The 23,206-nt window shown below is 67.9% G+C and carries 19 protein-coding genes; 12 read left to right on the forward strand and 7 right to left on the reverse strand.

Annotated elements, in window-relative coordinates; all coding sequences use genetic code 11:
* Nucleotides 1–143: 143 nt before the first annotated feature.
* Nucleotides 144–2,888 carry a zinc-dependent metalloprotease gene (locus SNE35_RS01965; protein WP_320421112.1) on the reverse strand — a complete coding sequence of 915 codons (2,745 nt, stop codon included), beginning with the start codon at nucleotides 2,886–2,888 and terminating at the stop codon, nucleotides 144–146.
* Nucleotides 2,889–2,973: 85 nt separating this feature from the next.
* On the opposite strand from SNE35_RS01965, the gene SNE35_RS01970 reads away from it, so the two are divergent.
* From SNE35_RS01970 to SNE35_RS02025, 12 genes are all read left to right on the forward strand, one after another.
* Nucleotides 2,974–3,561, forward strand: a complete 588-nt coding sequence (locus tag SNE35_RS01970; RefSeq protein ID WP_320421114.1) for a YqiA/YcfP family alpha/beta fold hydrolase — start codon at nucleotides 2,974–2,976, stop codon at nucleotides 3,559–3,561.
* A gap of 25 nt (nucleotides 3,562–3,586) precedes the next feature.
* A complete protein-coding gene (locus SNE35_RS01975; RefSeq protein WP_320421115.1) occupies nucleotides 3,587–5,635 on the forward strand; it encodes a ribonuclease catalytic domain-containing protein in 2,049 nt (682 codons plus the stop codon).
* Between the two features lie 12 nt (nucleotides 5,636–5,647).
* A complete protein-coding gene (locus SNE35_RS01980; protein WP_320421116.1) occupies nucleotides 5,648–6,511 on the forward strand; it encodes an energy transducer TonB in 864 nt (287 codons plus the stop codon).
* Nucleotides 6,508–7,374, forward strand: coding sequence for a shikimate dehydrogenase (gene aroE, locus SNE35_RS01985; protein WP_320421117.1), 867 nt, complete (start codon nucleotides 6,508–6,510; stop codon nucleotides 7,372–7,374). The genes SNE35_RS01980 and aroE overlap by 4 nt, the downstream gene beginning before the upstream one ends.
* The gene (gene mtgA / locus SNE35_RS01990; RefSeq protein WP_320421118.1) at nucleotides 7,371–8,108 is read left to right on the forward strand and encodes a monofunctional biosynthetic peptidoglycan transglycosylase; all 738 of its coding nucleotides are present in this window, start codon (nucleotides 7,371–7,373) and stop codon (nucleotides 8,106–8,108) included. Before aroE ends, mtgA begins: the two co-directional genes overlap by 4 nt.
* Entirely contained in the window at nucleotides 8,105–8,707 is a 603-nt protein-coding gene (locus tag SNE35_RS01995; protein ID WP_320421120.1) for a hypothetical protein, read from the forward strand. Before mtgA ends, SNE35_RS01995 begins: the two co-directional genes overlap by 4 nt.
* Entirely contained in the window at nucleotides 8,704–9,243 is a 540-nt protein-coding gene (locus tag SNE35_RS02000) for a TlpA family protein disulfide reductase (protein WP_320421121.1), read from the forward strand. The genes SNE35_RS01995 and SNE35_RS02000 overlap by 4 nt, the downstream gene beginning before the upstream one ends.
* Nucleotides 9,244–9,374: 131 nt before the next feature.
* Entirely contained in the window at nucleotides 9,375–9,821 is a 447-nt protein-coding gene (gene aroQ / locus SNE35_RS02005; RefSeq protein WP_320421122.1) for a type II 3-dehydroquinate dehydratase, read from the forward strand.
* A 76-nt stretch (nucleotides 9,822–9,897) separates the two neighbouring features.
* Nucleotides 9,898–10,377, forward strand: a complete 480-nt coding sequence (accB, locus tag SNE35_RS02010; protein ID WP_320421123.1) for an acetyl-CoA carboxylase biotin carboxyl carrier protein — start codon at nucleotides 9,898–9,900, stop codon at nucleotides 10,375–10,377.
* Nucleotides 10,378–10,387: 10 nt separating this feature from the next.
* A complete protein-coding gene (gene accC / locus SNE35_RS02015) occupies nucleotides 10,388–11,737 on the forward strand; it encodes an acetyl-CoA carboxylase biotin carboxylase subunit (protein WP_320421124.1) in 1,350 nt (449 codons plus the stop codon).
* A 19-nt stretch (nucleotides 11,738–11,756) separates the two neighbouring features.
* Nucleotides 11,757–12,638 (forward strand): 50S ribosomal protein L11 methyltransferase, encoded by an 882-nt coding sequence (gene prmA, locus SNE35_RS02020; RefSeq protein ID WP_320421600.1) that lies wholly within the window; start codon nucleotides 11,757–11,759, stop codon nucleotides 12,636–12,638.
* 39 nt (nucleotides 12,639–12,677) lie between these two features.
* Nucleotides 12,678–13,838, forward strand: coding sequence for a zinc-ribbon and DUF3426 domain-containing protein (locus SNE35_RS02025; protein WP_320421125.1), 1,161 nt, complete (start codon nucleotides 12,678–12,680; stop codon nucleotides 13,836–13,838).
* 61 nt (nucleotides 13,839–13,899) lie between these two features.
* Here SNE35_RS02025 and SNE35_RS02030 read toward each other — a convergent pair whose 3' ends face one another.
* The 6 genes from SNE35_RS02030 to SNE35_RS02055 form a co-directional block, all read right to left on the reverse strand.
* The gene (locus SNE35_RS02030) at nucleotides 13,900–14,463 is read right to left on the reverse strand and encodes a histone (RefSeq protein WP_320421126.1); all 564 of its coding nucleotides are present in this window, start codon (nucleotides 14,461–14,463) and stop codon (nucleotides 13,900–13,902) included.
* A gap of 234 nt (nucleotides 14,464–14,697) precedes the next feature.
* Nucleotides 14,698–15,891: a ribonucleotide-diphosphate reductase subunit beta gene (locus SNE35_RS02035; RefSeq protein WP_320421127.1), complete on the reverse strand. Its 1,194-nt coding sequence runs from the start codon at nucleotides 15,889–15,891 to the stop codon at nucleotides 14,698–14,700.
* A gap of 233 nt (nucleotides 15,892–16,124) precedes the next feature.
* Nucleotides 16,125–18,971: a ribonucleoside-diphosphate reductase subunit alpha gene (locus SNE35_RS02040; protein WP_320421601.1), complete on the reverse strand. Its 2,847-nt coding sequence runs from the start codon at nucleotides 18,969–18,971 to the stop codon at nucleotides 16,125–16,127.
* Between the two features lie 651 nt (nucleotides 18,972–19,622).
* On the reverse strand, nucleotides 19,623–21,083 hold the full coding sequence (locus tag SNE35_RS02045; protein ID WP_320421129.1) for a sigma-54-dependent transcriptional regulator: 1,461 nt from the start codon (nucleotides 21,081–21,083) through the stop codon (nucleotides 19,623–19,625).
* Complete coding sequence (locus tag SNE35_RS02050; RefSeq protein ID WP_320421130.1) at nucleotides 21,080–22,948, reverse strand: sensor histidine kinase; 1,869 nt, start codon at nucleotides 22,946–22,948, stop codon at nucleotides 21,080–21,082. The genes SNE35_RS02045 and SNE35_RS02050 overlap by 4 nt, the downstream gene beginning before the upstream one ends.
* Nucleotides 22,945–23,202 carry a PP0621 family protein gene (locus tag SNE35_RS02055; RefSeq protein ID WP_320421131.1) on the reverse strand — a complete coding sequence of 86 codons (258 nt, stop codon included), beginning with the start codon at nucleotides 23,200–23,202 and terminating at the stop codon, nucleotides 22,945–22,947. The genes SNE35_RS02050 and SNE35_RS02055 overlap by 4 nt, the downstream gene beginning before the upstream one ends.
* Nucleotides 23,203–23,206: the final 4 nt, after the last annotated feature.

The raw sequence follows: 23,206 nt of genomic DNA on the forward strand, positions 1-23,206 counted from the left end.
GCTCGGTCTGCGCTCTATCTTGCGCTCCCATGCCTCAGTATCAAAACCGACAAAAGCGGCATCCACGGTTTGACAGCCAGCGAAGGTCAACAGGCCAGCGGTTCACCCAATGCATCAGCACGTCGCGGTACCCCTGATGAACATCACCCCTTCACCACCGTCGCCCTCAACGCCTCGCTCAAGCCCGTCAGGCTCTCCGCCAAGTGCGCCCGCGTCTCGACCGAGTACCCACCCCGCGCCAGCGCCGCGCGCAGCTCCCCCTCCAACCGCGTCGCATACAGCCGCGTCAGGCTCAGCGCATCGGGCGGGAACACGCCCGGGCTCTTGACCAGCAGGATCTGCAGGCGGCGCAGGTGTTCGCGTTGCAGGTTGCGGCGCAGGCGGTCGATGTCGCCGCCGGTCTTCAGTTCGGACCAGATCGAGCGCTGCATCGTGTCGTAGACCTCGCTCAGCGAGACGAGGCTCTTGCGCTGCGCGGGCGGCACGTAGTTGGGCATGTCGAGCAGGCGCATCGCGGTGAGCGGGCTCATCAGGCGGTCCATCGCCGCGGTCTGCACGGCCAGCAGCAGGCCGGCGATGTTCAGCGGGCCGCCGCGGTTGAACTCTCGATAGTCCACCGTCAGCGTGGACAGGAACTCGGGCTTGAAGCGGAAGCTGTCGCTGCGGAACAGGCCGGCGTCGATGGCCTGCAGCGCCTCGCGCTGGCGGGCGTTCTCCACCGGCTTGAAGTTGGGCCGGCCGCCGGCGCCCGGCAGGTCGCGCTGCGTGTACATGCCGCCGACGTACTTGCCGGCCACGTCCACCGTGCGGAAGAGCTGGAAGAAGCCGTCGACGATCGCGCGGCGGCGGCGCAGCGGGTCTTCGCCGGGCACGGGTGGCTTCGCCTGCACCCGCGTCCACAGCTCGCGCGAGAGCTGCAGCCGGCGCTTGAAGAAGGCCAGCGGGTCGTTGCCGAGGTCGAAGCGGTTGACCATCGGATCCATGCCGTCGTAGTAGCCGCCGACGCCGGCATCGATGTCGTCCGCGTAGGCCAGGCCCGGTTCGGTCTCGCCGCGCTTGGCGATCTTGGCGAGGTCCGCCGCCTCGGTCTCCTTGGGCAGGGTCTTGTAGGCGTACTCGATGGCCCAGTAGTCGTAGGGGCCCAGCGTGGTGTCGTGGTAGCTGCCCTGGGACTCGCCGTGCGCGGCGATGTTCAGCGCGTTGTAGTCCATCACCGAGCCGGACAGGCCGTTGGCCTCGGTGTAGCCCTTGTTCTCCAGCTGCGCCTGCGTCAGCAGCAGCGAGCCCTTGAAGTTGTGCATCAGGCCCAGCGTATGGCCCACCTCGTGCATCACCACGCCCTTGAGCATCTGTTGGACGAAGGCCTCGGCCTCGGGGCTACCGGGCTCGATCTCGCCGCGGGCTTCCAGCACGTCGAGCGCGAAGGCGGTCTCGCCCGCCGCCTCCTGCGCGTAGTTGCAGACCGGATCGTTGCGGCCCAGCAGCGAGGACAGCGTCGGCATCCGCTTGCTGTCGCCAGCCGGCAGTTCGCCGAAAGCCGTCGTAGCCGTCGTGGCCGCCTGCGGCGCCTCGCTGTGCGCGAACTCGCGGCCGGAGCGCAGCATCGCCTCGCTGATCGAGATGTCGGCGTCGAGGATCTCGCCACTGCGCGGGTCGCTCAGGTGCGGGCCGATTGCGGCGAAGCCGACGTCGCTGCTGGCCAGCCAGCGCACCGAGGCGTGGGCCGCGTCCATGTCGTCCCAGTCGGCGTCGTCGGGCTGCTGCTTGACGACGATGGCGTTCTTGAAGCCGATGCCCTCGAAGGCCTTGTTCCATTCGAGGATGCCGGCCTCGACCGAAGCGCGGTACTTGGCCGGGATGTTCTTGTCGAGCCAGTAGGTGATCGGCGTCACGGGCTCGGACAGCGCAGCCTCCGGCTCCTTCTTCTCCAGGCGCCAGCGGTTGATGTAGTGGACGCGCGGGTTGATGTGCTGGTCGTTGCCGAGGTCGAAGAAGCTGTCGCTGAACAGGCCCACGCGTGGGTCGGCCAGGCGCGGTGCCATCGGCTCGTCCGTGAGCTTCTGGAAGTTGTAGACGTAGCTGATGAAGAAGCTGCGCGGATCGGGCGTGGCCTGCGGCGGCGAGGGGATGGGCACCGGCGGCATCACCAGCGGCGGCGCCGGGATGCGCGGCGTGGCGAAGTGGATGCGCGCGGTCAGCGTGCTCAGGGCGGGGTCGGCACGCGTGCTTTCGAAATAGGAGTTGCCGCGGTCCGGCCCGAAGGGCAGGCGGTAGACGTATTCGAGCAAGGTCGAATAGCCGGGGATGTCCGAGAACAGGAAGGAGGCGTCGATCAGCAGGGACTTGCGCTCCGGATGCTCGGCCGCGGCCATCGGCACCGACCCCAGCAGGCTGGGCGAGAAGCCCTGCTCCACCGCGCGGCGGCCGCCCTGGTCGTCGGTCGCGCGGTACTTGGTGTTCAGCGCCACCAGCTGGATCTGGTTGCCGATGCGGTGGAACTCGGCCACGTCGCCGCCGGTCATCTGGCTGGCGTAGAGGCCCCGCTCACCGACCGAGCGCGAGACGTTGACGCTGAACATGAAGGGCTTGTCCAGCATGTCCTTCGGAATCTCGATCCAGGCCTTCTCGTTGTTGCGCCAGATCGGGAACAGGCCCTCGTCGACCTTGGCGCCGCGCGTGACCTCGGCGAAGGGCCGCGGCGCACCCGGCTCCGGCGGACGCACTGCGCCGGGTACGGCGGCAGACGCTGCCGACGCAGGTGCCGAGGCCGCGACTGCCGCCGCCGGTGCGGCCGGAGCCGCCGGCTTGCCGGTGTTCTGGGGCGCAGCACAGGCTCCGAGCAGAAGCAGCAACGCGACGGCAGACGGCAGGCGGGCAAGTTCGGGCATCGGGAGCGTCCTCGGAGACAGTGGGGCAGCGGCATCATGCCAGCAAGAATCGCCCCATCCCGTTCGACACCTACACTCCGCCGCCATGCGCACACAGCAGCTGATCTACCTGCACGGCTTCCGTTCATCGCCCCGCTCGGCCAAGGCGCTGCGCATGGCCGAATGGGTGGGGCAGCACCGGCCCGACCTGCGTTTCGAATGCCCGCAGCTGCCGCCCTCGCCCGCCGCGGCGATGGCGCTGATCGAGCAGCTCACGCACGGCTGGCCGGCCGACAGCAGCGCCGTCATCGGCAGCTCGCTGGGCGGCTTCTATGCGACCGCGCTGGCCGAGAAGCTCGGCTGCCGCGCCGTACTGCTGAACCCCGCCGTCGACCCGGCCCGCGACCTCGCCAACTACATCGGCGAGCAGACCTGCTGGCAGGACCCGAGCGAGCACTTCTTCTTCCGGCCCGAGTTCGTCGACGAGTTGCGCGCACTGGCGCCGCCGACCGCGCTGACTGAGGTGCAGCGCTATTTCGCGATCCTCGCCAAGGGCGACGAAGTGCTGGACTGGCGCGAGATGCTGGGCCGCTACGCCGAATGCAAAGTCTTGTTGCTGGAGGGCGGCGACCATGGCCTGAGCGACTTCGACACGCACCTGCCCGCACTCATCGATTTCCTGGAATTGGGCTGACACCTGATGCGGCGACAATCGCCGGATGTACGCATTGTTTGATGACGCCGGCAAATTCTTGGCCGGCCGCGTGATGTCCGAGGCGGACAGTTCGATGCAGGTCGAACTGGACTCCGGCAAGCGCGTGAAGGTGAAGGCAGCCAATGTGCTGCTGAAGTTCGACAAGCCCGCGCCGGCCGAGCTGCTGGCCGAGGGCCAGCGCCTGTCGCAGGAGATCGATCTCGACCTCGCCTGGGAGTTCGCGCCCGAGACCGAGTTCGGCTTCGCCGACCTGGCGCGCGACTATTTCGACGCCAAGGCCGGCGTGGCCCAGCAGGCCGCGGCGCTGTTCCGCCTGTTCGAGGCGCCGCACTATTTCCGCCGCATGGGCAAGGGCCAGTTCAAGAAGGCGCCCGAGGAAACCGTCAAGGCCGCGCTGCTGGGGATCGAGCGCAAGCGCCAGCAGGCGCTGCAGATCGAGGCCTGGGCGGAGGAACTGGCGGCCGGCAGCTGCCCAGCGCCGATCAAGGAGCAGATCTACAAGATCCTGTTCAAGCCCGACAAGAACGGGCCGGAATACAAGGCCGTCGTCGAGGCGACGCGGCGCGCCCACAAGGCCCCGCTGGAGCTGCTGCAGTCGGCCGGCGCCATCACCAGCCCCTACCAGTTCCACTGGAAGCGCTTCCTGTTCGAGGAGTTCCCGAAGGGCACCGGCTTCCCGCCGCTGACCGCGCCGGCGATCAAGGACGAGCTGCCGCTCTCCAGCGCCCAGGCCTTCTCGATCGACGATTCGGCCACGACCGAGATCGACGACGCTCTGTCGGTCCAGGGCCTGGGCAGCGGCACGGTGACTTTCGGCGTGCACATCGCCGCGCCGGGCCTGGCGATCCAGCCCGACTCGGACGTCGACAAGGTCGCCCGCGCGCGCTTGTCCACCGTCTACATGCCCGGTTGGAAGCTGACCATGCTGCCGGACGAGGTGGTGCAGGCCTACACGCTGATCGAGGGCCGCGACTGCCCGGCCGTGTCGATCTACTTCACGATCGACGAAGCCACCTTGGAGATCAAGGCCAGCGAGACGAAGCTGGAGCGCGTCGCGATCAAGGCCAACCTGCGCCACGACAAGCTCGACGCGGTGATCACCGAGGCGACACTGACCGGCTCCGCTGAATCTGCCGGTTATGAATTTGCGCCCGAGCTGGCCTTCTGCTTCCGGCTCGCCACGGACCTGAAGGCCAAGCGCGAGGTCGTGCGCGGCAAGCCCGAGACCTTCAACCGCCCGGACTACAACTTCCGCCTGGACACCGGCGGCGCCCACGAGCCCGACGGCAGCGAGACGGTCAGCATCAGCACCCGCGTGCGCGGCGCGCCGCTGGACCTGATCGTGGCCGAGGCGATGATCCTGGCCAATTCGAGTTGGGGCGGCTGGTTGGCCGAGCTGAGCCTGCCGGGCATCTACCGCAGCCAGGCCAGCCTGGCGCCGGGCATCAAGGTGCGCATGGGCACCAAGGCGCTGCCGCACGCCGGCATGGGTGTGGCGCAGTACACCTGGGCCACCTCGCCGCTGCGCCGCTACGTGGACCTGGTAAACCAGTGGCAGATCATTGCCTGCGCGCGCCACGGCCGGACGGCCGCCCTGGTCGCACCCTTCAAGCCCAAGGACGCGCAGCTGTTCTCGATCATCTCGGGCTTCGACGCTGCCTACAGCGCCTACAACGGTTTCCAGAACGGGATCGAGCGCTTCTGGACCTTGCGTTACGTGCAGCAGAACGGCATCACCGAGCTGACCGCCACCGTGATGAAGGACGGCCTGGTACGCGCCGACGAACTGCCGCTGGTCTTCAAGGCGCTGGGCTGCGAGCCGCTGCCGCGCGGCACGCACGTGCGCGTGCGCATCACCGGCATCGACGAGATGACGCTGGACCTGCATGCGAACCTGATCGAGCGCCTGGACGAGGCAGCCGCCGTCGCCGGCGAAGCGGAGGAACCCGACGAGGAAGAGGAAGCTACAGCCGGCCCGCTGACGCTGGCGATCGACGTCAATGAGGCCGAGGGCGACACCGCCACCACCGGCGCCGAGGCCCAGGCCAGCTGATCACCACCATCGATGGCGGCACTCCGGCTCAGCGCGCTGCAACTCTCCCTGCTGATCTCGCTGGGTGTCCACGGCGCGCTGCTGACGCTGCGCATCGTGGATCCGGATGCCTTCAATCGCGTGTTCCAGGACACGCCGCTGGAGGTCGTGCTCGTCAACACCCGCTCCAACGAAGCGCCGGCCGAGGCCAAGGCGCTGGCCCAGGCCAACCTGGCCGGCGGCGGCAATGCCGACAGCGGCCGCGCCACCTCGCCGCTGCCGCCGGCCAAGCTGCTGGAGGTGGGCGAGGCGGCCGAGGAGCAGCACGCGCAGATCGCCGCACTCCAGCAGCAGCAACAGCAGCTGCTGGCGCAACTGCGGCGCGAGATGGCACTGCTGCCCTCGCCCGACCCACAACGCAACGCCAACACGCCGACCGCCCATGAGCTGGCCGAACGTCGCCGCGCGCTGGTGCAACTGCTTGCCGAGATCGAAAAGCGCGTCAACGACGAGAACGCCCGGCCGCGCAAGCGCTACCTGAGCCCGGCCACGCGTGAGGTCGTCTACGCCCAGTACTACGACGCGCTGCGCCACAAGATCGAGGAACGCGGCACGCGCGATTTCCCCGAGCACAATGGCCGCAAGCTGTACGGCGAGCTGACGATGAACATCCACGTCGACCAGCGCGGCCGTGTGATCGACACCGAAATCGTTTCCTCCTCCGGCAACCCGAACCTGGACCGCCGCGCCATCGCGATCGTCAGCGCCGCCTCGCCCTTCGGCGTCTTCACCGCCGCGATGCGGCAGGGTGCCGAGGTGTTGGTGATCACCTCGCGCTTCCGCTTCACCCGCGAGGACGGCGTGGAAACCCGACTCACCGCCAACCCTTCCCCATGAATTCCGCTGAGATCAGTCGTTATGCCGTCGCCGGCAATCCGGTGGCGCACAGCCAGTCGCCATTCATCCACGCGAGCTTCGCCCAGCAGACCGGCCAGGCCGTCAACTATGAACGGCTGCTGTGCCCGCTGGACGACTTCGCCACCACGATCCGCGCCTTTGCGGCCGGCGGCGCGCAGGGTTGCAACGTGACCGTGCCGTTCAAGTTCGAGGCCCACGCGCTGGCCGCCCGGCTGAGCCCGCGCGCGCGCCTGGCCGGTGCGGTCAACACGCTGCGCTTCGACGACACCGAGGGCTGGTTCGGCGACAACACCGACGGCGCCGGCCTGGTGCGCGACATCGAGCGCAATGCCGGCGTGCCGCTGGCCGGGCGGCGCGTGCTGCTGCTGGGCGCCGGCGGCGCCTCGGCCGGCGTGCTGGGCAGCCTGATCGCGGCGCACCCGGCCGGGGTGGTGATGGCGAACCGGACCTTGGACAAGGCGCAGGCACTGATCGACTCGCATGCGGCCTGGGCGCGAGAGCACGGCGTGGCGATCCGGGCTTCGACGCTCGCGGACTGCCCGAACGGTTTCGATGTGCTCATCAATGGCACCAGCACGAGCCTCGCCGGTTCGGGAGTGCCCGTTGATGCGGCCGTGCTGGCGCCTGGCGCGCTGGCGCTGGACATGATGTACGGCCCGGCCGCCGCCTCTTTCCTGGCCTGGGCCCGCGAACACGGCGCGGTGGCGCGCGACGGCCTGGGCATGCTGGTCGAGCAGGCGGCCGAGGCCTTTGAAGTCTGGCGCGGCGTGAAGCCCGAAACGGCCGGCGTGCTGGCGGCGCTGCGTGCGAAGGTCGAAGCCAAGTCCGCCTCGTCATCATGAAACCCGCGCTGCGATTGCTCGCGCTGATCCTGCTCAGCGTGCTGTGCCTGCAGGTCTTCTTCGCCGGCCGCATTGCCCTGATGGCCGTGCTGGCGCCCCAGTCGACGAGCTTCCAGCGTTCCGAGATCTGGCGGCTGGCGGCCGAGAAGCACCAGGTGCTGTGGAGCCAGGACTGGGTGGACGACGACGCGCTGTCCCCCTCGCTGAAGCGGGCCGTGATCGCCAGCGAGGACTCGACCTTCGTCGACCATGGCGGTGTCGACTGGGACGCGCTGGAGAAGGCCTGGGAGAAGAACCAGAAGGCCGAGGCACGCGCCGAGCAGCGCAATGCGGTGGCGTCGGCCAAGGCCAAACCGGTAGCCGCCAAGATCGTCGGCGGTTCCACGATCACGCAGCAGCTCGCCAAGAACCTCTTTCTCAGCGGCGAGCGCAACCTGCTGCGCAAGGGTCAGGAACTGGCGGTCACGCTGATGCTGGAGACTTTCCTGTCCAAGCAGCGGATCCTGGATATCTATCTGAACAACGTCGAATGGGGCGAAGGGGTGTTCGGCGCCCAGGCGGCGGCGCGGCACTACTTCCGGGTCGATGCGAAGAAGCTCTCGCCGGCGCAGGCGGCGCGGCTGGCGGTGATGCTGCCGGCGCCCAAGCGCTACGAGAAGCAGCCGGCCTCGTCCTTCCTGATCGGCCGCGCGGCGACCGTGGGCGCGCGGATGAATGCGGTGGAACTGCCATGAGTGAAGAGAACTCGGTCCAGCGAGAGATCGCCGCGGCCGCGGCGCGGCTGATCGTCGAGGAGGGCATGGAGTACGGCCCGGCCAAGCAACGTGCGCTGAAGGTGTTGGGTCTGCCCAAGCGCAGCGCCCTGCCAGGCAATGAGGAGCTGGAGGACGAGGTGCGCGACTACCTCGCCCTCTTCTGCGCCGACACCCAGCCGGCCGAGTTGCGCGCGCTGCGCGAGGTGGCCGCGCTCTGGATGACGCGGCTGGCCGAATTCCGGCCGCACCTGACCGGCGCCGTCTGGCGCGGCACGGCGACCCGGCTCTCGGCAATTCACTTGCAGCTGTTCTGCGACGACAGCAAGTCGGCCGAAATCGCCCTGATCGACAAGAACGTGGACTACGACGTTGGCGCCACCAACGGCCCGCGCGGCCAGCAGATCGACGTGCTGAGCCTGTCCACGCCCTGCCCGGCGCTGGGCGAGCCGGCGACCGTGCACCTGAGCATCCTGGATTTCGACGACCTGCGCGGCGCGCTGAAGCCCGACGCCCGCGGCCGCAGCGAACGCGGCGACCTCGCCGCACTCAACCGACTGATGGAACAAGAGCAAGCATGAGCAAGAACACCTCCCCGAATGCGACCCGCCGCAACCTGCTGATCGCCGCCGGCGTCGGCGCCGCGGCCGTCGGCGCCACCTTGGCCTGGCGGCACCAGAAGGCCGCCGCCCCGGTGTCGCCCGAGGCCCGGGCCTTCTGGACGGCACGTTTCGACAAGCTGCAAGGCGGCGAACTGCTGACGAGCAGCCTGCGCGGCAAACCGCTGGTTCTGAACTTCTGGGCCAGTTGGTGCGCACCCTGCGTCAAGGAACTGCCGGAGATCAACCAGTTCGCGCACGAGACCCCGGCCTGGCAGGTGCTGGCCCTGGCGGTCGACTCGAAGGAGGCGGTCGAGAAATTCCTGCAGAAGCTGCCGGTGGAGTTGCCGATCGCCCTGGCCGGACTGACCGGCACCGACCTCGCGCGCACGCTCGGCAACGCCCAGGGCGGCCTGCCCTTCTCGGTCGCCTTCGATGCCAACGGCGAGCTGATCTGGAAGAAACTCGGCTCCACCAGCCTGGGTGAACTGCGCGACCTGGCCAAGAAATACGGCTAATATCGCCCTCCCCCTACTTTTAGGGGATGCTCAAAAGGCGGGGAAGGTCAAGAGATAAATTTTCTGGCATTTGCATCGATCGGCCCCTAAAAAGCGTAAAGTCCAGCCTCTTCTGCTTTGCCGCTCCGCCCTTGATGCAAATTCTTGTCCTTCACGGACCCAACCTCAACCTCCTCGGTACCCGAGAGCCTGGGGTCTACGGCGCGACGACTTTGGCGCAGATCGATGCAGATCTCGCTGAAATAGCATCCAAAGCCGGGTTCACGTTGGAGAGCTTCCAGAGCAACCACGAAGGTGCTCTGGTCGACCGCATCCAGGCCAGTGCGCGCGAGGGCTGCCGCTTCATCATCATCAATCCGGCCGCCTACACGCACACAAGCGTCGCGATGCGCGACGCGCTGGCGGCCGTGGCCATCCCGTTCGTCGAAGTCCACCTGTCCAATATCCACAAGCGCGAGCCCTTCCGCCATCACAGCTATTTCTCGGCGCTGGCCGAGGGCGTGATCTGCGGGCTCGGTGCCCAGGGCTACTCGCTGGCCCTGAGCTTCGCCCTGAAGAAGTTGCAGGAGCCGGCCTGATCCAGGCCGGACCTGCCCGATCGATCGCCACAAGACGGTCGACACATTACAAAACCGAAATCGCTGGAGAACCCTCATGGATCTGCGCAAGCTCAAGACCCTGATCGACCTCGTCTCTGAGTCGAACATCTCTGAACTTGAAATCACCGAAGCGGACGGCAAGGTCCGCATCGTCAAGTCCGACGGCAGCGCTGCCGGCGTGCCGGCCGGCATGCAGATGATGGCCGTGCCCGCGCCGGTGGCCGCCGCGCCCGTGGCGGCAGCGGCGCCGGTGGCCGCGGCAGCACCGGTGGCCGCCGCCCCGGCGCCCGTCGTCCAGACCGGCCACATCGTCACCTCGCCGATGGTCGGCACCTTCTATCGCGCGTCCAGCCCGAACGCCAAGCCTTTCGCCGACGTCGGCGGCCAGATCAAGGAAGGCGAGCCGATCTGCATCATCGAGGCGATGAAGATCATGAACGAGATCGATTCGGACAAGACTGGCACGATCACCAAGATCCTGTGCGAGAACGGTCAGCCGGTCGAGTTCGGCCAGCCGCTGTTCGTCGTCGAATAAGGCCTCGGCGATGTTCAAGAAGATTCTCATTGCCAACCGGGGCGAGATCGCCTTGCGCATCCAGCGCGCCTGCCGCGAACTGGGTGTCAAGTCGGTGGTCGTCTACTCGGAAGCCGACCGCGACGCCAAGTACGTGCGCTTGGCCGACGAGGCCGTCTGCATCGGCCCGGCACCGTCCAGCAAGAGCTACCTCTCGATGCCGGCGATCATCGCCACCGCGGAGGTGACCGACGCCGAGGCGATTCACCCCGGCTACGGCTTCCTGAGCGAGAACGCCGACTTCGCCGAGCGCGTCGAGCGCAGCGGCTTCACCTTCATCGGCCCGACCTCCGAGAACATCCGGATGATGGGCGACAAGGTCTCGGCCAAGCAGGCCATGATCAAGGCCGGCGTGCCCTGCGTGCCCGGCTCCGAAGGCGCGCTGCCGGACGATCCGAAGGAGATCATCAAGATCGCCCGCCAGGTTGGCTACCCGGTCATCATCAAGGCGGCCGGCGGTGGCGGCGGACGCGGCATGCGCGTCGTTCACACCGAGGCGGCCCTGGTGAACGCCGTGCAGATGACCCGCACCGAAGCGGGCGCGGCCTTCGGCAACCCCGAGGTCTACATGGAGAAGTTCCTGGAGAACCCGCGCCACGTGGAGATCCAGGTGCTGGCCGACGGCTTCAAGAATGCCGTCTGGCTCGGCGAGCGCGACTGCTCGATGCAGCGCCGCCACCAGAAGATCATCGAGGAAGCGCCGGCACCAGGCATTCCGCGCCGCGTGATCGAGAAGGTCGGCGACCGCTGCGCTGCCGCCTGCAAGAAGATGGGCTACCGCGGCGCAGGCACCTTCGAGTTCCTGTACGAGAACGGCGAGTTCTACTTCATCGAGATGAACACGCGCGTGCAGGTGGAGCATCCGGTCACCGAGATGGTCACCGGCATCGACATCGTGCAGATGCAGATCCGCATCGCCGCCGGCGAGAAGCTGCCCTTCACCCAGCGCAACATCGAGATGCGCGGCCATGCGATCGAGTGCCGGATCAACGCCGAGGACCCGGTCAAGTTCGTGCCCTCGCCCGGCCGCATCACGACCTGGCACGCCCCCGGCGGTCCCGGCGTGCGCGTGGACTCGCATGCGTACACGAACTACTTCGTGCCGCCACACTACGACTCGATGATCGGCAAGATCATCTGCCACGGCGACACCCGCGAGCAGGCCCTGGCCCGCATGCGCATCGCTCTGAGCGAGACGGTGGTCGAAGGCATCCAGACCAACATCCCGCTGCACCGCGAGCTGATGGTGGACGCGAAGTTCGTCGAGGGCGGCACGTCCATCCACTACCTCGAAGGCTGGATGGCCCAGCACAAGCACTGATCGAGCAAGCATGGCCTACCTGCATGAACTGCTGCTGATCTGCAGCGAGGACGACGTCGAGATCGTCAGCGACGCGCTGATGGAGGTGGAGGCGCTGGCCGTGTCCGTCGAGGATGCGGACGCCGACACCGATGCCGAGAAGGCCTTGTTCGGCGAGCCCGGCATGCCGGCGCCGAAGTCGGGCTGGCAGCGCTCGGTCGTTCGAGCACTGTTCCCCACCGAGGCCGAGGCGACCGAGACGGCGACGCTGATCCTCGCGCAGGACTGGGCCGCAGACGTTCACGTGCAGGCGATCCAGGCGGTCGAGGAACAGGACTGGGTGCGGCTCACGCAATCCCAGTTCAAGCCGGTGGAGATCACGCCGGAATTCTGGATCGTGCCGTCCTGGCACGAGGCGCCGGCACAAGCCAAGCAGGTGATGCAGCTCGACCCGGGCCTGGCCTTCGGCACCGGCACGCATCCGACGACACGGATGTGCCTGCGCTGGATCGCGCGCAACGCTGAAGCTTGGCCGCGCGTGCTCGACTACGGCTGCGGCTCCGGCATCCTCGCGATCGGCGCGGCCCTGTTTGGCGCGACGAACATCGACGCAGTGGACATCGACCCGGCGGCCGTCACGGCGACGCTGGCGAACGCCGAGGCGAACAAGGTCAGCGTGCATGCCGCGCTACCCGACGCCGCGAACGGCGAGTACCCGCTGGTGCTCGCGAACATCCTCGCCACGCCCTTGCGGCTGCTCGCGCCGCTGCTCTGCTCACACCTGACCCCGGGCGGCCACCTGGTGCTGGCCGGCATCCTCGAGCGGCAGGCCGATGAGCTGAAAGAGGCCTACGCCCCCTGGGTGCAGCTCGAGGTCAGCGACAGCGAGGATGGCTGGATCCTGATGACGGCGCGCCGCTAGGCGCCGAGGACCGACATCGGCGTGGCATCATCCGCCACCATGAGTCTTGCCACCCGTTGCACCGCCTGCGGCACCATCTTCCGGGTGGTCCAGGATCAGTTGCGCGTGTCCGAGGGCTGGGTCCGCTGCGGCCGCTGCGCCGAGGTCTTCGACGCACGCGAGCAGCTGTTCGACATCGATCGCGAAGCACCGCCTCCCTGGCCCGCGGCTGCCCCCGGCGCCGTCGCCGTGCAGGTGCCGCCGCCTCCGCCGCCCCCTGAACCCCGACCGGTCTGGACCTCGGCACCGACGCCGGTTTCCGCGTCGGTGAACACCCACGCGCGAGCCCCCGAGCCCGCGCCCATCCTGCCTCCGAACCTGCAGGCTCGCACGATGCGCGAGCCGGAACACACCTGGCCCGCGCCCGAGCCCACGGTGACGCCGACCTCGCCCATGCCCGAGGAGGAGCCGCCGATCGAAGCCGTCGCCGACGCCGCCGTCGATTCGTATCCCGAGCCGCAGTGGGTCGAAGAAGATGCGCCGCCGCCGGAGGCGGAAGCCTTTGCACCCAATCCGCCCCCGCCCCCACCTCCGGCGCCGATCGAGGACTTCGGCACCGACGCAATCCTCGCCCCCGGTCTGGCCGAAGCGGCTGCCGCCACCTCCTCGCCGGCAGAGGCCGCGACCGCAGCAGCAGCGCCGCCGCCGATGCCCGAGTTCATGCGCCGCGCGCAGCAGGCTGAACGGTGGCGTCGGCCGCAGGTGCGCATCGCGCTGGGCGCGGCTGCGGCCTTGCTCGTCGCAGGACTGGGCCTGCAGTTCGCCCTGCAGTTCCACGATGCCATCGTCGCGGTTCAGCCGGCCACGCGGCCCGCAATGCAGGCGCTGTGCGAGCTCGGCGGCTGCGAACTGAAGCCGTGGCGGCGCATCGATGTCGTCGGCGTCGAGGCCAGTGCGCTGAACACGGCCGGGCCGAACAACCAGTACCAGCTGAGCCTGAGCCTGCGCAACAAGTCGGGCCTCGAGGTGGCCACGCCCTGGGTCGAGCTGAGCCTGACGGATGCCAGCGGCAGCACTGTCGCGCGGCGCACGCTGGCGCCATCGGACTTCAAGGGCGGCAAGGCCTCGCTGACACCCGGCGCCGAGATGCCGCTGCAGGTGCTGCTGTCGACCGGCGAGCAGAGAGTCAGCGGCTACAGCGTCGAAATCTTCCATCCCTGAACGCCCATAAAAAAGCCCCGCCGAGGCGGGGCTTTGATGGTCGCGAGACCTTGCGCGTTACTTAGGGCTTGTTGCCCGTCGGGAACGGCCATGCGGCTTGCGGGCTCAGTGCCGTCTTGGCAGCCGGGGCAGCAGCGGCAGGCTTCGCAGCAGGGGCAGGGGCAGCGGCAGCCTTCGGCGCAGCGGCCTTCTTGGCAGCAGCCTTCTTCGCCGGAGCAGCGGCCTTCTTGGCAGCGGCCTTGGGCGCAGCAGCCTTCTTGGCCGGAGCAGCCTTCTTCGCCGGGGCAGCGGCCTTCTTGGCCGGGGCTGCCTTCTTCGCCGGAGCGGCGGCCTTCTTGGCCGGAGCTGCCTTCTTGGCGGGCGCGGCCTTCTTGGCCGGTGCTGCCTTCTTCGCCGGAGCGGCCTTCTTCGCGGGCGCCGCCTTCTTGGCCGGAGCTGCCTTCTTCGCCGGAGCCGCCGCCTTCTTGGCCGGTGCTGCCTTCTTCGCCGGAGCGGCCTTCTTAGCGGGCGCTGCCTTCTTCGCCGGAGCGGCCTTCTTTGCCGGAGCGGCCTTCTTCGCGGGAGCCGCAGCCTTCTTCGCCGGGGCGGCCTTCTTGGCCGGAGCGGCCTTCTTTGCAGTTGCCATTTCAGTTCTCCTTGATCAAGTGGAAAAGGCACCGCACGCAGCCGATCGATCTGCCATCGTGCGGTTATCCATCACTCGGAAGTCACCCAGGAGGAGTGCTCCGATGCGATGAATGGGGTGCGAACAGGCATGCCGTTTTTCTATGGATGCAACGGTCAACCGGTTCGTCAATCTTCTTGATCTCTTTTAAAAGAGGACCGAACGGTGAAAGGCTTCTGCGCCGCTCACTTCAATTCAGTCCCAGCTCAATGCGCCACCGGTCTGGTACTCGATGACGCGGGTTTCGAAGAAGTTGCGTTCCTTCTTCAGGTCAATCATTTCGCTCATCCAGGGGAACGGGTTCTCCTCATTGGGGAACAGTTCCTCCAGGCCGATCTGCACCGCACGACGGTTGGCGATGTAGCGCAGGTAGCCCTTGAACATCGAGGCGTTCAGGCCCAGCACGCCGCGCGGCATCGTGTCCTCGGCGTAGCGGTACTCGAGTTCCACGGCCTTCAGGAACAGGGCCTTGATCTCGGCCTTGAACTCGGCCGTCCAGAGCTGCGGGTTCTCGAGCTTGATCTGGTTGATCAGGTCGATGCCGAAGTTGCAGTGCATGGACTCGTCGCGCAGGATGTACTGGTACTGCTCGGCCGCGCCGGTCATCTTGTTCTGGCGGCCCATCGCCAGGATCTGCGTGAAGCCGACGTAGAAGAACAGGCCTTCCATCAGGCAGGCAAAGACGATCAGGCTCTTCAGCAGGGTCTGGTCGTTGGCCGTGGTGCCGGTGACGAAGCTCGGGTCCATGATCGCCTCGATGAAGGGGATCAGGAACTCGTCCTTGTCACGGATCGACTTGACCTCGTGGTACGCGTTGAAGATCTCGCTCTCGTCGAGGCCCAGCGACTCCACGATGTACTGGTACGCGTGCGTGTGGATCGCTTCCTCGAAGGCCTGGCGCAGCAGGAACTGGCGAGCCTCCGGTGCCGTAATGTGGCGGTACGTGCCCAGCACGATGTTGTTCGCGGCGAGCGAATCGGCGGTGACGAAGAAGCCGAGGTTGCGCTTGATGATGCGGCGCTCGTCTTCGGTCAGGCCGTTGGGATCCTTCCAGAGCGCGATGTCGCGGCTCATGTTCACTTCCTGCGGCATCCAGTGGTTGGCGCAGGTGGCGAGGTACTTCTCCCAGGCCCACTTGTACTTGAACGGAACCAATTGGTTCACGTCGGTCTGGCCGTTGATGATGCGCTTGTCGGCGGCCTTGACTCGTGCGTTTTGCTGCTTGGAATCGGCAGCGTGAGCGGAGGCGGCGGCAGAAAGCGGAGTCGGTTGGCTGGCGGTCGCTGCGTGCGTGGCGAGCGACGGGGAGGTGTTGACGAGCGGAGCTTGCTTGTGCGTGACGGCTGCTGCGCTCGAGGACGGTTTCGTTTCTTCTTCCCAGACCAACATGGTGGACTTCCTATGCGTCGAATTATCAGAGTGTTGTGTTCAAACACCAAGGACTTCTTGACATCGACGCGTGTTGCGCGTTGCCCGATCACATCGGGAAGAAGGCCTCGGTGAGCAGTCGCCGATGCATGAGCTCGCTTCCGTCGGAAACCCATGCATCGGCGTTTGTGCCGATGAACACTGGGATCTCTCGCTTCACGGCGTTTGATCCCAGCGTCTTGTGCGCCGGCTTTTTACTGGCAGGCCTCGCAGCCCGGGTCGTCGATGGCGCAGAACTTCATGTCGGTCGCAGGCAACGATTCATCGACCACAGGGGCCGCTGCGACCGGTGCCGAAGCCATCGAAGCACCACCGCTGGACGCCACCGCGTTGAGCTGGCCCGACTTCGTGACCGTGCTCTTCTCCACGCTCGACGCGCTGGTCGTGCGCAGGTAGTAGGTCGTCTTCAGACCGCGCAGCCAGGCGAGCTTGTAGGTCTCGTCGAGCTTCTTGCCCGAAGCGCCCGCCATGTAAATGTTCAGTGACTGAGCCTGGTCGATCCACTTCTGGCGGCGCGCGGCGGCTTCGATCAGCCACTGCGGATCCACTTCGAAGGCGGTCGCGTACAGCGTCTTCAGCTCTTCGGGCACGCGGTCGATGCGGCGCAGCGAGCCGTCGAAGTGCTTGAGGTCCATGACCATCACGTCGTCCCACAGGCCCAGCTTCTTCAGGTCGCGGACCAGCGATTCGTTAATGACTGTGAACTCGCCCGACAGGTTGGACTTGACCGAGAGGTTGCCGAAGCAGGGCTCGATCGAAGCGTCCACGCCGATGATGTTGGAGATCGTTGCGGTCGGGGCGATGGCCACGCAGTTGCTGTTGCGCATGCCGTGCTGGGCGATGCGGGCACGCAGGGCGTCCCAGTCCAGCGAGGTGCTGCGGTCCACGTCCACATAGCCGCCGCGCTCCTGGGCCAGCAGGTCCAGCGAATCGATCGGCAGGATGCCACGGTCCCACAGCGAGCCGCGGTACGAGGAGTAGCGGCCACGTTCAGCGGCCAGCTCGGTCGAGGCCTGGTAGGCGTAGTAGCAGACGGCTTCCATCGAACGGTCGGCGAATTCGACGGCGGCATCCGACGCGTAGGGCGTACGCAGCGCGTACAGCGCGTCCTGGAAGCCCATCACGCCCAGGCCCACCGGACGGTGGCGCAGGTTCGAGTCGCGCGCCTTCTTGACGGCGTAGTAGTTGATGTCGATCACGTTGTCGAGCATGCGCATCGCGGTGGCGACCGTCTTGCGCAGCTTCTCGTGATCGATGCCGCCGTCCTTCAAGTGCTGCACCAGGTTGACCGAGCCGAGGTTGCAGACCGCGATCTCGTTGTCGTTGGTGTTCAGCGTGATCTCGGTGCAGAGGTTCGAGGAGTGCACGACGCCGACGTGCTGCTGCGGCGAGCGCACATTGCAGGCGTCCTTGAACGTGATCCAGGGGTGGCCGGTCTCGAACAGCATCGAGAGCATCTTGCGCCACAGGTCCTTGGCCGGCATGCGCTTGAACAGCTTGATCTCGCCGCGGTCGGCCTTCGCCTCGTACTCGACGTAGGCCTTCTCGAAGGCGGCGCCGAACAGGTCGTGCAGGTCCGGGCAGGTCGAGGGGCTGAACAGGGTCCAGTCGCCACCGTCCATCACGCGGCGCATGAACAGGTCGGGGATCCAGTTGGCGGTGTTCATGTCGTGCGTGCGGCGGCGGTCGTCGCCGGTGTTCTTGCGCAGTTCCAGGAACTCCTCGATGTCGAGGTGCCAGCTTTCCAGATAGGCGCAGACGGCGCCCTTGCGCTTGCCGCCCTGGTTCACCGCCACGGCCGTGTCGTTGACGACCTTCAGGAACGGAACGACGCCCTGCGACTTGCCGTTCGTGCCCTTGATGTGCGAGCCCAGCGCGCGCACCGGGGTCCAGTCGTTGCCCAGGCCGCCGGCGAACTTGCTCAGCAGCGCGTTTTCCTTCAGGGCCTCGTAGATGCCGTCGAGGTCATCCGACACGGTGGTCAGGTAGCAGGACGAGAGCTGCGAGCGGCGCGTGCCGCTGTTGAACAGCGTCGGCGTGCTGGACATGAAGTCGAAGGTGGACAGCACTTCGTAGAACTCGATCGCGCGGGCTTCGCGGTCGATCTCGTTCAGCGCCAGGCCCATGGCCACGCGCATGAAGAAGGCCTGCGGCATCTCGATGCGGACGTCGTCCGCGTGCAGGAAGTAGCGGTCGTACAGGGTCTGCAGGCCGAGGTAGTCGAACTGCAGGTCGCGATCGGCCTTCAGCGCGGCGCCCAGCTTGGCCAGGTCGTACTGCTGCAGCTTCTCGTCGAGCAGCTCGGCCTTGACGCCCTTCTTGATGTAGCCCGGGAAGTACTCGGCGTACTTGGCGTGCATCTCGGCCTGGGTCACCTCACCGCCGATGATCTCGCGGCGGATCGTGTGCAGCAGCAGGCGTGCGGTGGCGCGGCTGTAGCCGGGGTCCTTCTCGATCAGCGTGCGGGCGGCCAGGATCGAGGCCTTGTAGACCTCGTCGATCGCGACGCCGTCGTACAGGTTGCGCTGGGTCTCGGCCAGGATCGGCTCGGGCTTCACGTCGGCGCCGAGGTTCTCGCAGGCGGAGACGATCAGGCCGCGCAGGTGGGCGATGTCCAGCGGCACGCGCTGGCCCTTGTCGATCACCGTCAGGCCGGTGGGCTCGACGGCTGCATCCGCCTCACGCTGGTGGCCACGCTCCTGCGCACGGCGCTCGCGGTACAGCACATAGGCGCGCGCCACTTCATGATGGCCACCGCGCATCAGGCCCAGCTCGACCTGGTCCTGGATGTCTTCGATGTGGAAGGTGCCGCCGGCCGGGCGCGAGCGCAGCAGCGCGCGCACGACGTTCTCGGTCAGCTGGTCCACCGTCTCGCGCACGCTGGCCGAGGCCGCGCCGCTGGTGCCGTGCACGGCCAGGAAGGCCTTCATCAGCGCAACCGCGATCTTGCTGGGCTCGAAGGACACGACCGCGCCGTTGCGGCGGATGATCTGGTAGGCCTGATACGCCGACTGGGGCAGATGCCCCTCGGCGGCCGGCATGGCGCGCACCGCGCCTTCGGGTCCTGTGCTGGCGACAGCAGTTGCGTGTTGCATCGATATTCCTCTTCTGGTCTCTATATGAACGCGAAAAAAGCGCGGCCGGAGGCGCGCGCTCAACGCGCCTGGGCTTCGCTATCTCGTGGGTTTGATCCGGCACGCGGGATCGGCTGCTAGCACTTGCAGCCGGCAGGCGTCACGGCGGCCCGATGCATCCTTCTCGAAGAGCCGGCAAGCGGCCTGAGCGGCGATCGGGCAATGGTGACGCATCGCGTTTTTGCCTAGGCTGAAGGATAGCATGAGGACACTATATATGTGGGCTCAGCCCCCTTCAAGCACTAGCGATAGTGCCTTTCATCGAAAGGGGGAAGGGCCCGCCCGATAGCAATCGGCATGCCCGCAAGGTCGTTGCGAGGCGCTCCAGGGGCCGCGTCTTGCGTCTTTTCCCGATGCCTTCTGCAAGCTCTTTCGCGAACCCGCATGGCGCCTGCGCTGGCGGCCCGAATCGGCCCGCAAACCCGCGCCGATTGGTGCTCCCGCGCAGCGCGGGTCAGGTCTTGATTGGCGCCCGCCGGCGGGTCGAAGTCGATACGGCCGGTTTCATCAATCGGGCAAGTCCTAATAGGGTCTCATGCCACACATCGACGGCATGGTTCACCCCTCGCCCACACCGATGTTCAGCCGTGCCATCCGGTAGCGCATCTGCCGCAGCGAAAGGCCGAGGCTGGCGCCCGCCGCCGTGCGATTGAAGCGGTGGGCCTCCAGCGCGCGCAGCAGGATGCTGCGCTCGACCTCGTCGAGATAGACCGCCAGGTCGCGCGGCAGTTCGGCCGGTGCGGCGTCGGCGGCGGAGCCGCTCGGCGCGGGCTCCAGCGCATCGAGCGCGCCGAGCTGCGAGTCGTCCAGCAGCGACTCGGGCAGGCCGAGGTCGCCATCGTCGATCAGCTCTCCGCCGGACAGGGCCAGCGCCCGGTGCAGCAGGTTCTCCAGTTCGCGGACATTGCCGGGGAAGGCATAACGCGCCAGCTGCGACAGCGCGGCCGGCGTCAGCCGCGGCACCGGCGAGACACCGGCATCGCCGGCGATGCGCGTCAGCACGCGCTCGGCGATCAGGGGCACGTCCTCGATGCGCTCGCGCAGCGGCGGCACGCGGATCTGGATCACGTTGAGCCGGTAGAACAGATCCTGGCGGAAGCGACCGGCGGCCACCTCCGCGCCCAGGTCCTTGTGCGTGGCGCTGACGATGCGGACGTTCACCGTCGCCTCGGTCACCGCACCGACCGGCCGCACCGCCCGCTCCTGGATCGCACGCAGCAGCTTGCTCTGCATGGCCAGCGGCAGGTCGCCGATCTCGTCGAGGAACAGGGTGCCGCCGTCGGCCGCCTGGAAGAAGCCCTCGCGGTCCTCGGCCGCGCCGGTGAACGCGCCCTTGCGGTAGCCGAAGAACTCGGCCTCCAGCAACTGCTCCGGGATCGCCCCGCAGTTGACCGCCACGAAGCGATGCCGCAGCCGCACGCTGCAGTCGTGGATGGCCCGCGCGACCAGTTCCTTGCCGGTGCCGGACTCGCCCTGCAGCAGCACCGGCGCCATGCTGCGCGCCACCTTCTCGATCAGCGCACGTACCTGCTGCATCGCCTGCGACTGGCCAGCCAGCCGTTCCAGCGCGGCCGGCGGCGCGGCCTTCGGTGCCGTGCTGGGCTTGGGCGGTGCTGCTGTCGCGGCCGGTGGGGCCGCCGATGCGCGGCCCAGCGCGGTGGCGACGACGAGGCGGAACTGGCGCAGGTCCACCGGCTTGGTCAGGTAGTCGTAGGCACCGGCCTTCAGCGCCTCGACCGCCCCCTCGGCCGAGCCGAAGGCGGTGATCACCAGCGCCTTCTCGGGCCGGCCCTGGCCGTCCAGCCAGTTCAGGATGTCCAGGCCCGAGCCGTCGGGCAGGCGCATGTCGGTGATGACGGCGCTGTAACGCCGCCGCGCCAGATGCTCCAGCGCCTCGCCGACGCTGCCCGCCGTCTCCAGCTCGTAGCCTTCGCGCAGCAGGGTCAGTTCGTAGAGCGTGCGCAGGTCGGGCTCGTCGTCGACGACGAGCAGGCTCAAGCCGGGGGCCGTGCTACTCATGATTGGGGCTCGGTCGAAGGAGAAGCGGTGGCGGAATGGAGGCGCAGCCTCACGACGAATTCGTTGCCCGCCGGCGTGTCGGCCTGCGCGGCGCGATATCGGTACTCCAGGCCGGCGCCGTGGCGCTCGCAGAGCTCCCGGCAAATGTACAGGCCCAGGCCCGAGCCCCGACTGCGGGTCGAGAAGAAGGGCTCGAACAGGTGCCGCTCCACCTCCGGCGGAATGGCCGCACCAGCGTTGAACACCGACAACAGCGCACGCTCCGCGGGCGCCCGCGGGTCGGCCGACAGCGCCACCTGCACGCAGCCCGGTGCGCGCTCCGCATGGCGCAGGGCGTTGTCGAGCAGATTGACCAGCACGCGGCGCAGGTGCTCGGTCTCGAAGCGGACGACCAGCGGCTGCAGGGGCACGCTGCAGGTCAGCGGATCGTCCGGCCCCGGCGGCAGACCGTTGGTGCGCGCCCAGTCCAGGCAGGCCTGGGCGACCAGCTCGCCCGCGTCCACCGGCTGCGATTCGGCCATGCCGTGGCCGGGCGCCAGCTCCATCACGTCGTCGACGATGCGCTTGAGCCGCTCGACGTTGCTGGCCACCATGCGCATCAGCTGCTGGGCGCGCGGGTCGGTGCTGTCTTCGGCCAGCAGCGCATTGGCCTGGGCGATGGCCGCAAGCGGGTTGCGGATCTCGTGCGCGATGCCCACCGACACGCGCCCCATCGCCGCCAGGCGCTCCTGCTGGCTGCGCTGCTGCACCTGGCGCTTGTCCTCGACGAACAGCACGCAGACGTCCTCGCTGGTCTTGGACGCACGCCGCTGCGTGAAGCGCATGCGCAGGCGCAGCGCGCGCGGCTGTCCGTTGGCCAGCCGCAGCGTGACGTCGCGCCCGGCTTCCGGCCACGCACCCGCCGCAAAGGCCTGCTCCACCGCCGCCACCAGCGGCTCCCAGGCGGCCACACCGCGCAGCTGGAAGGGCGCCGCGCGCACCGGCCGCTGCGGCGCCTCGGCCAGCAGGATGCGCGCGGCCGGATTGGCGGCGCGCACGCGGCCGCGACGGTCAACGACCATCACGCCCTCCTGCATCTCGTCGATCACGAGGCGATTCAGCTGCGCCTGCTGGCGTGCGTATTCCAGGCTGCCGCGCGCGGCCTGCTGCTCGCGGCGCAGCCGGTTGGCCATCTCGTTGGCCAGCAGGCTGATGGCGAAGAAGCCGGCGCCGACCAAGCCCGCCTCGGTCATCCGCAGGCCCACGTCCGCGCCGCTCAGCAAGGTCCAGCCGGCCACGCCGAGCATCAGCAAGGTCGCCATCGCGGCGGTGGCCAGCGCGACGAGCCGCGGCGTCAGCACGCCGGCCATCAGCACCGGCAGCACGAACAGCGCGCCGTAGTTGATGCTGGCGCCCTGCCCCAGCGCATGCAGCACGCCGAACACGGCCAGGTCCAGGCCCATGCTGGCCCACCATTGCGGACTGGAGACGCGCGACAGCGTCTGCACCGTCGCGCCCTGCTGCAGCGGCCGGAATAGCCGCAGGCTCAGCGCCTGCGCGGCATAGCCGAGCACCAGCGCGATGGTCCAGCGCGGCGCGGACGCGCCGAACAGGCCCGCGCCCAGCAAGGCCAGCACCAGCGCGACGCCCAGCGCCGCACGTGCCAGCAGGAAGGCGCGGAACAGGCGCACGAAGGCGCTGTTCTCGCCGCTGCGCTCGGCGCGCCGGCGTTCCTGCTGGAAGAAGAGTTGCGTATCGGGGCCGCTGGAATCGCCTGACGACGAGGACGACCGCGGCTGCGTCGTCGGTGCGTCGATGGCCTCCAGGTCCTCGTCCAGGCCCGAGTCCGTGCCCGGTCCGAACCAGGACGGGGCGGCGTCGGTCATGCCTGCGGCCCGCTCGCCGCTTCGTATGCGGTGCGATGCGCGGCGCCGCAGAACATGCCGCCGCGGCCGGGCAGTGCCTCGTCCTGCGGCAGATGCAGGCCGCACTGCGCGCAGCGGACGATGGCCTTCGGCGGCGCGGGTGGAGGCGGCGTCGGCGGCGTGCTGCGGCGCTCCTCCGGCTCCGCGGTGCGCTGCTTGGCCCCCAGCATGAAGGCCACGACGGCGATCACGATCACGATCAACAGGAACTTCATCAAG

This window comes from Roseateles agri (genome assembly GCF_034043675.1).
Classification (GTDB): domain Bacteria; phylum Pseudomonadota; class Gammaproteobacteria; order Burkholderiales; family Burkholderiaceae_C; genus KK5.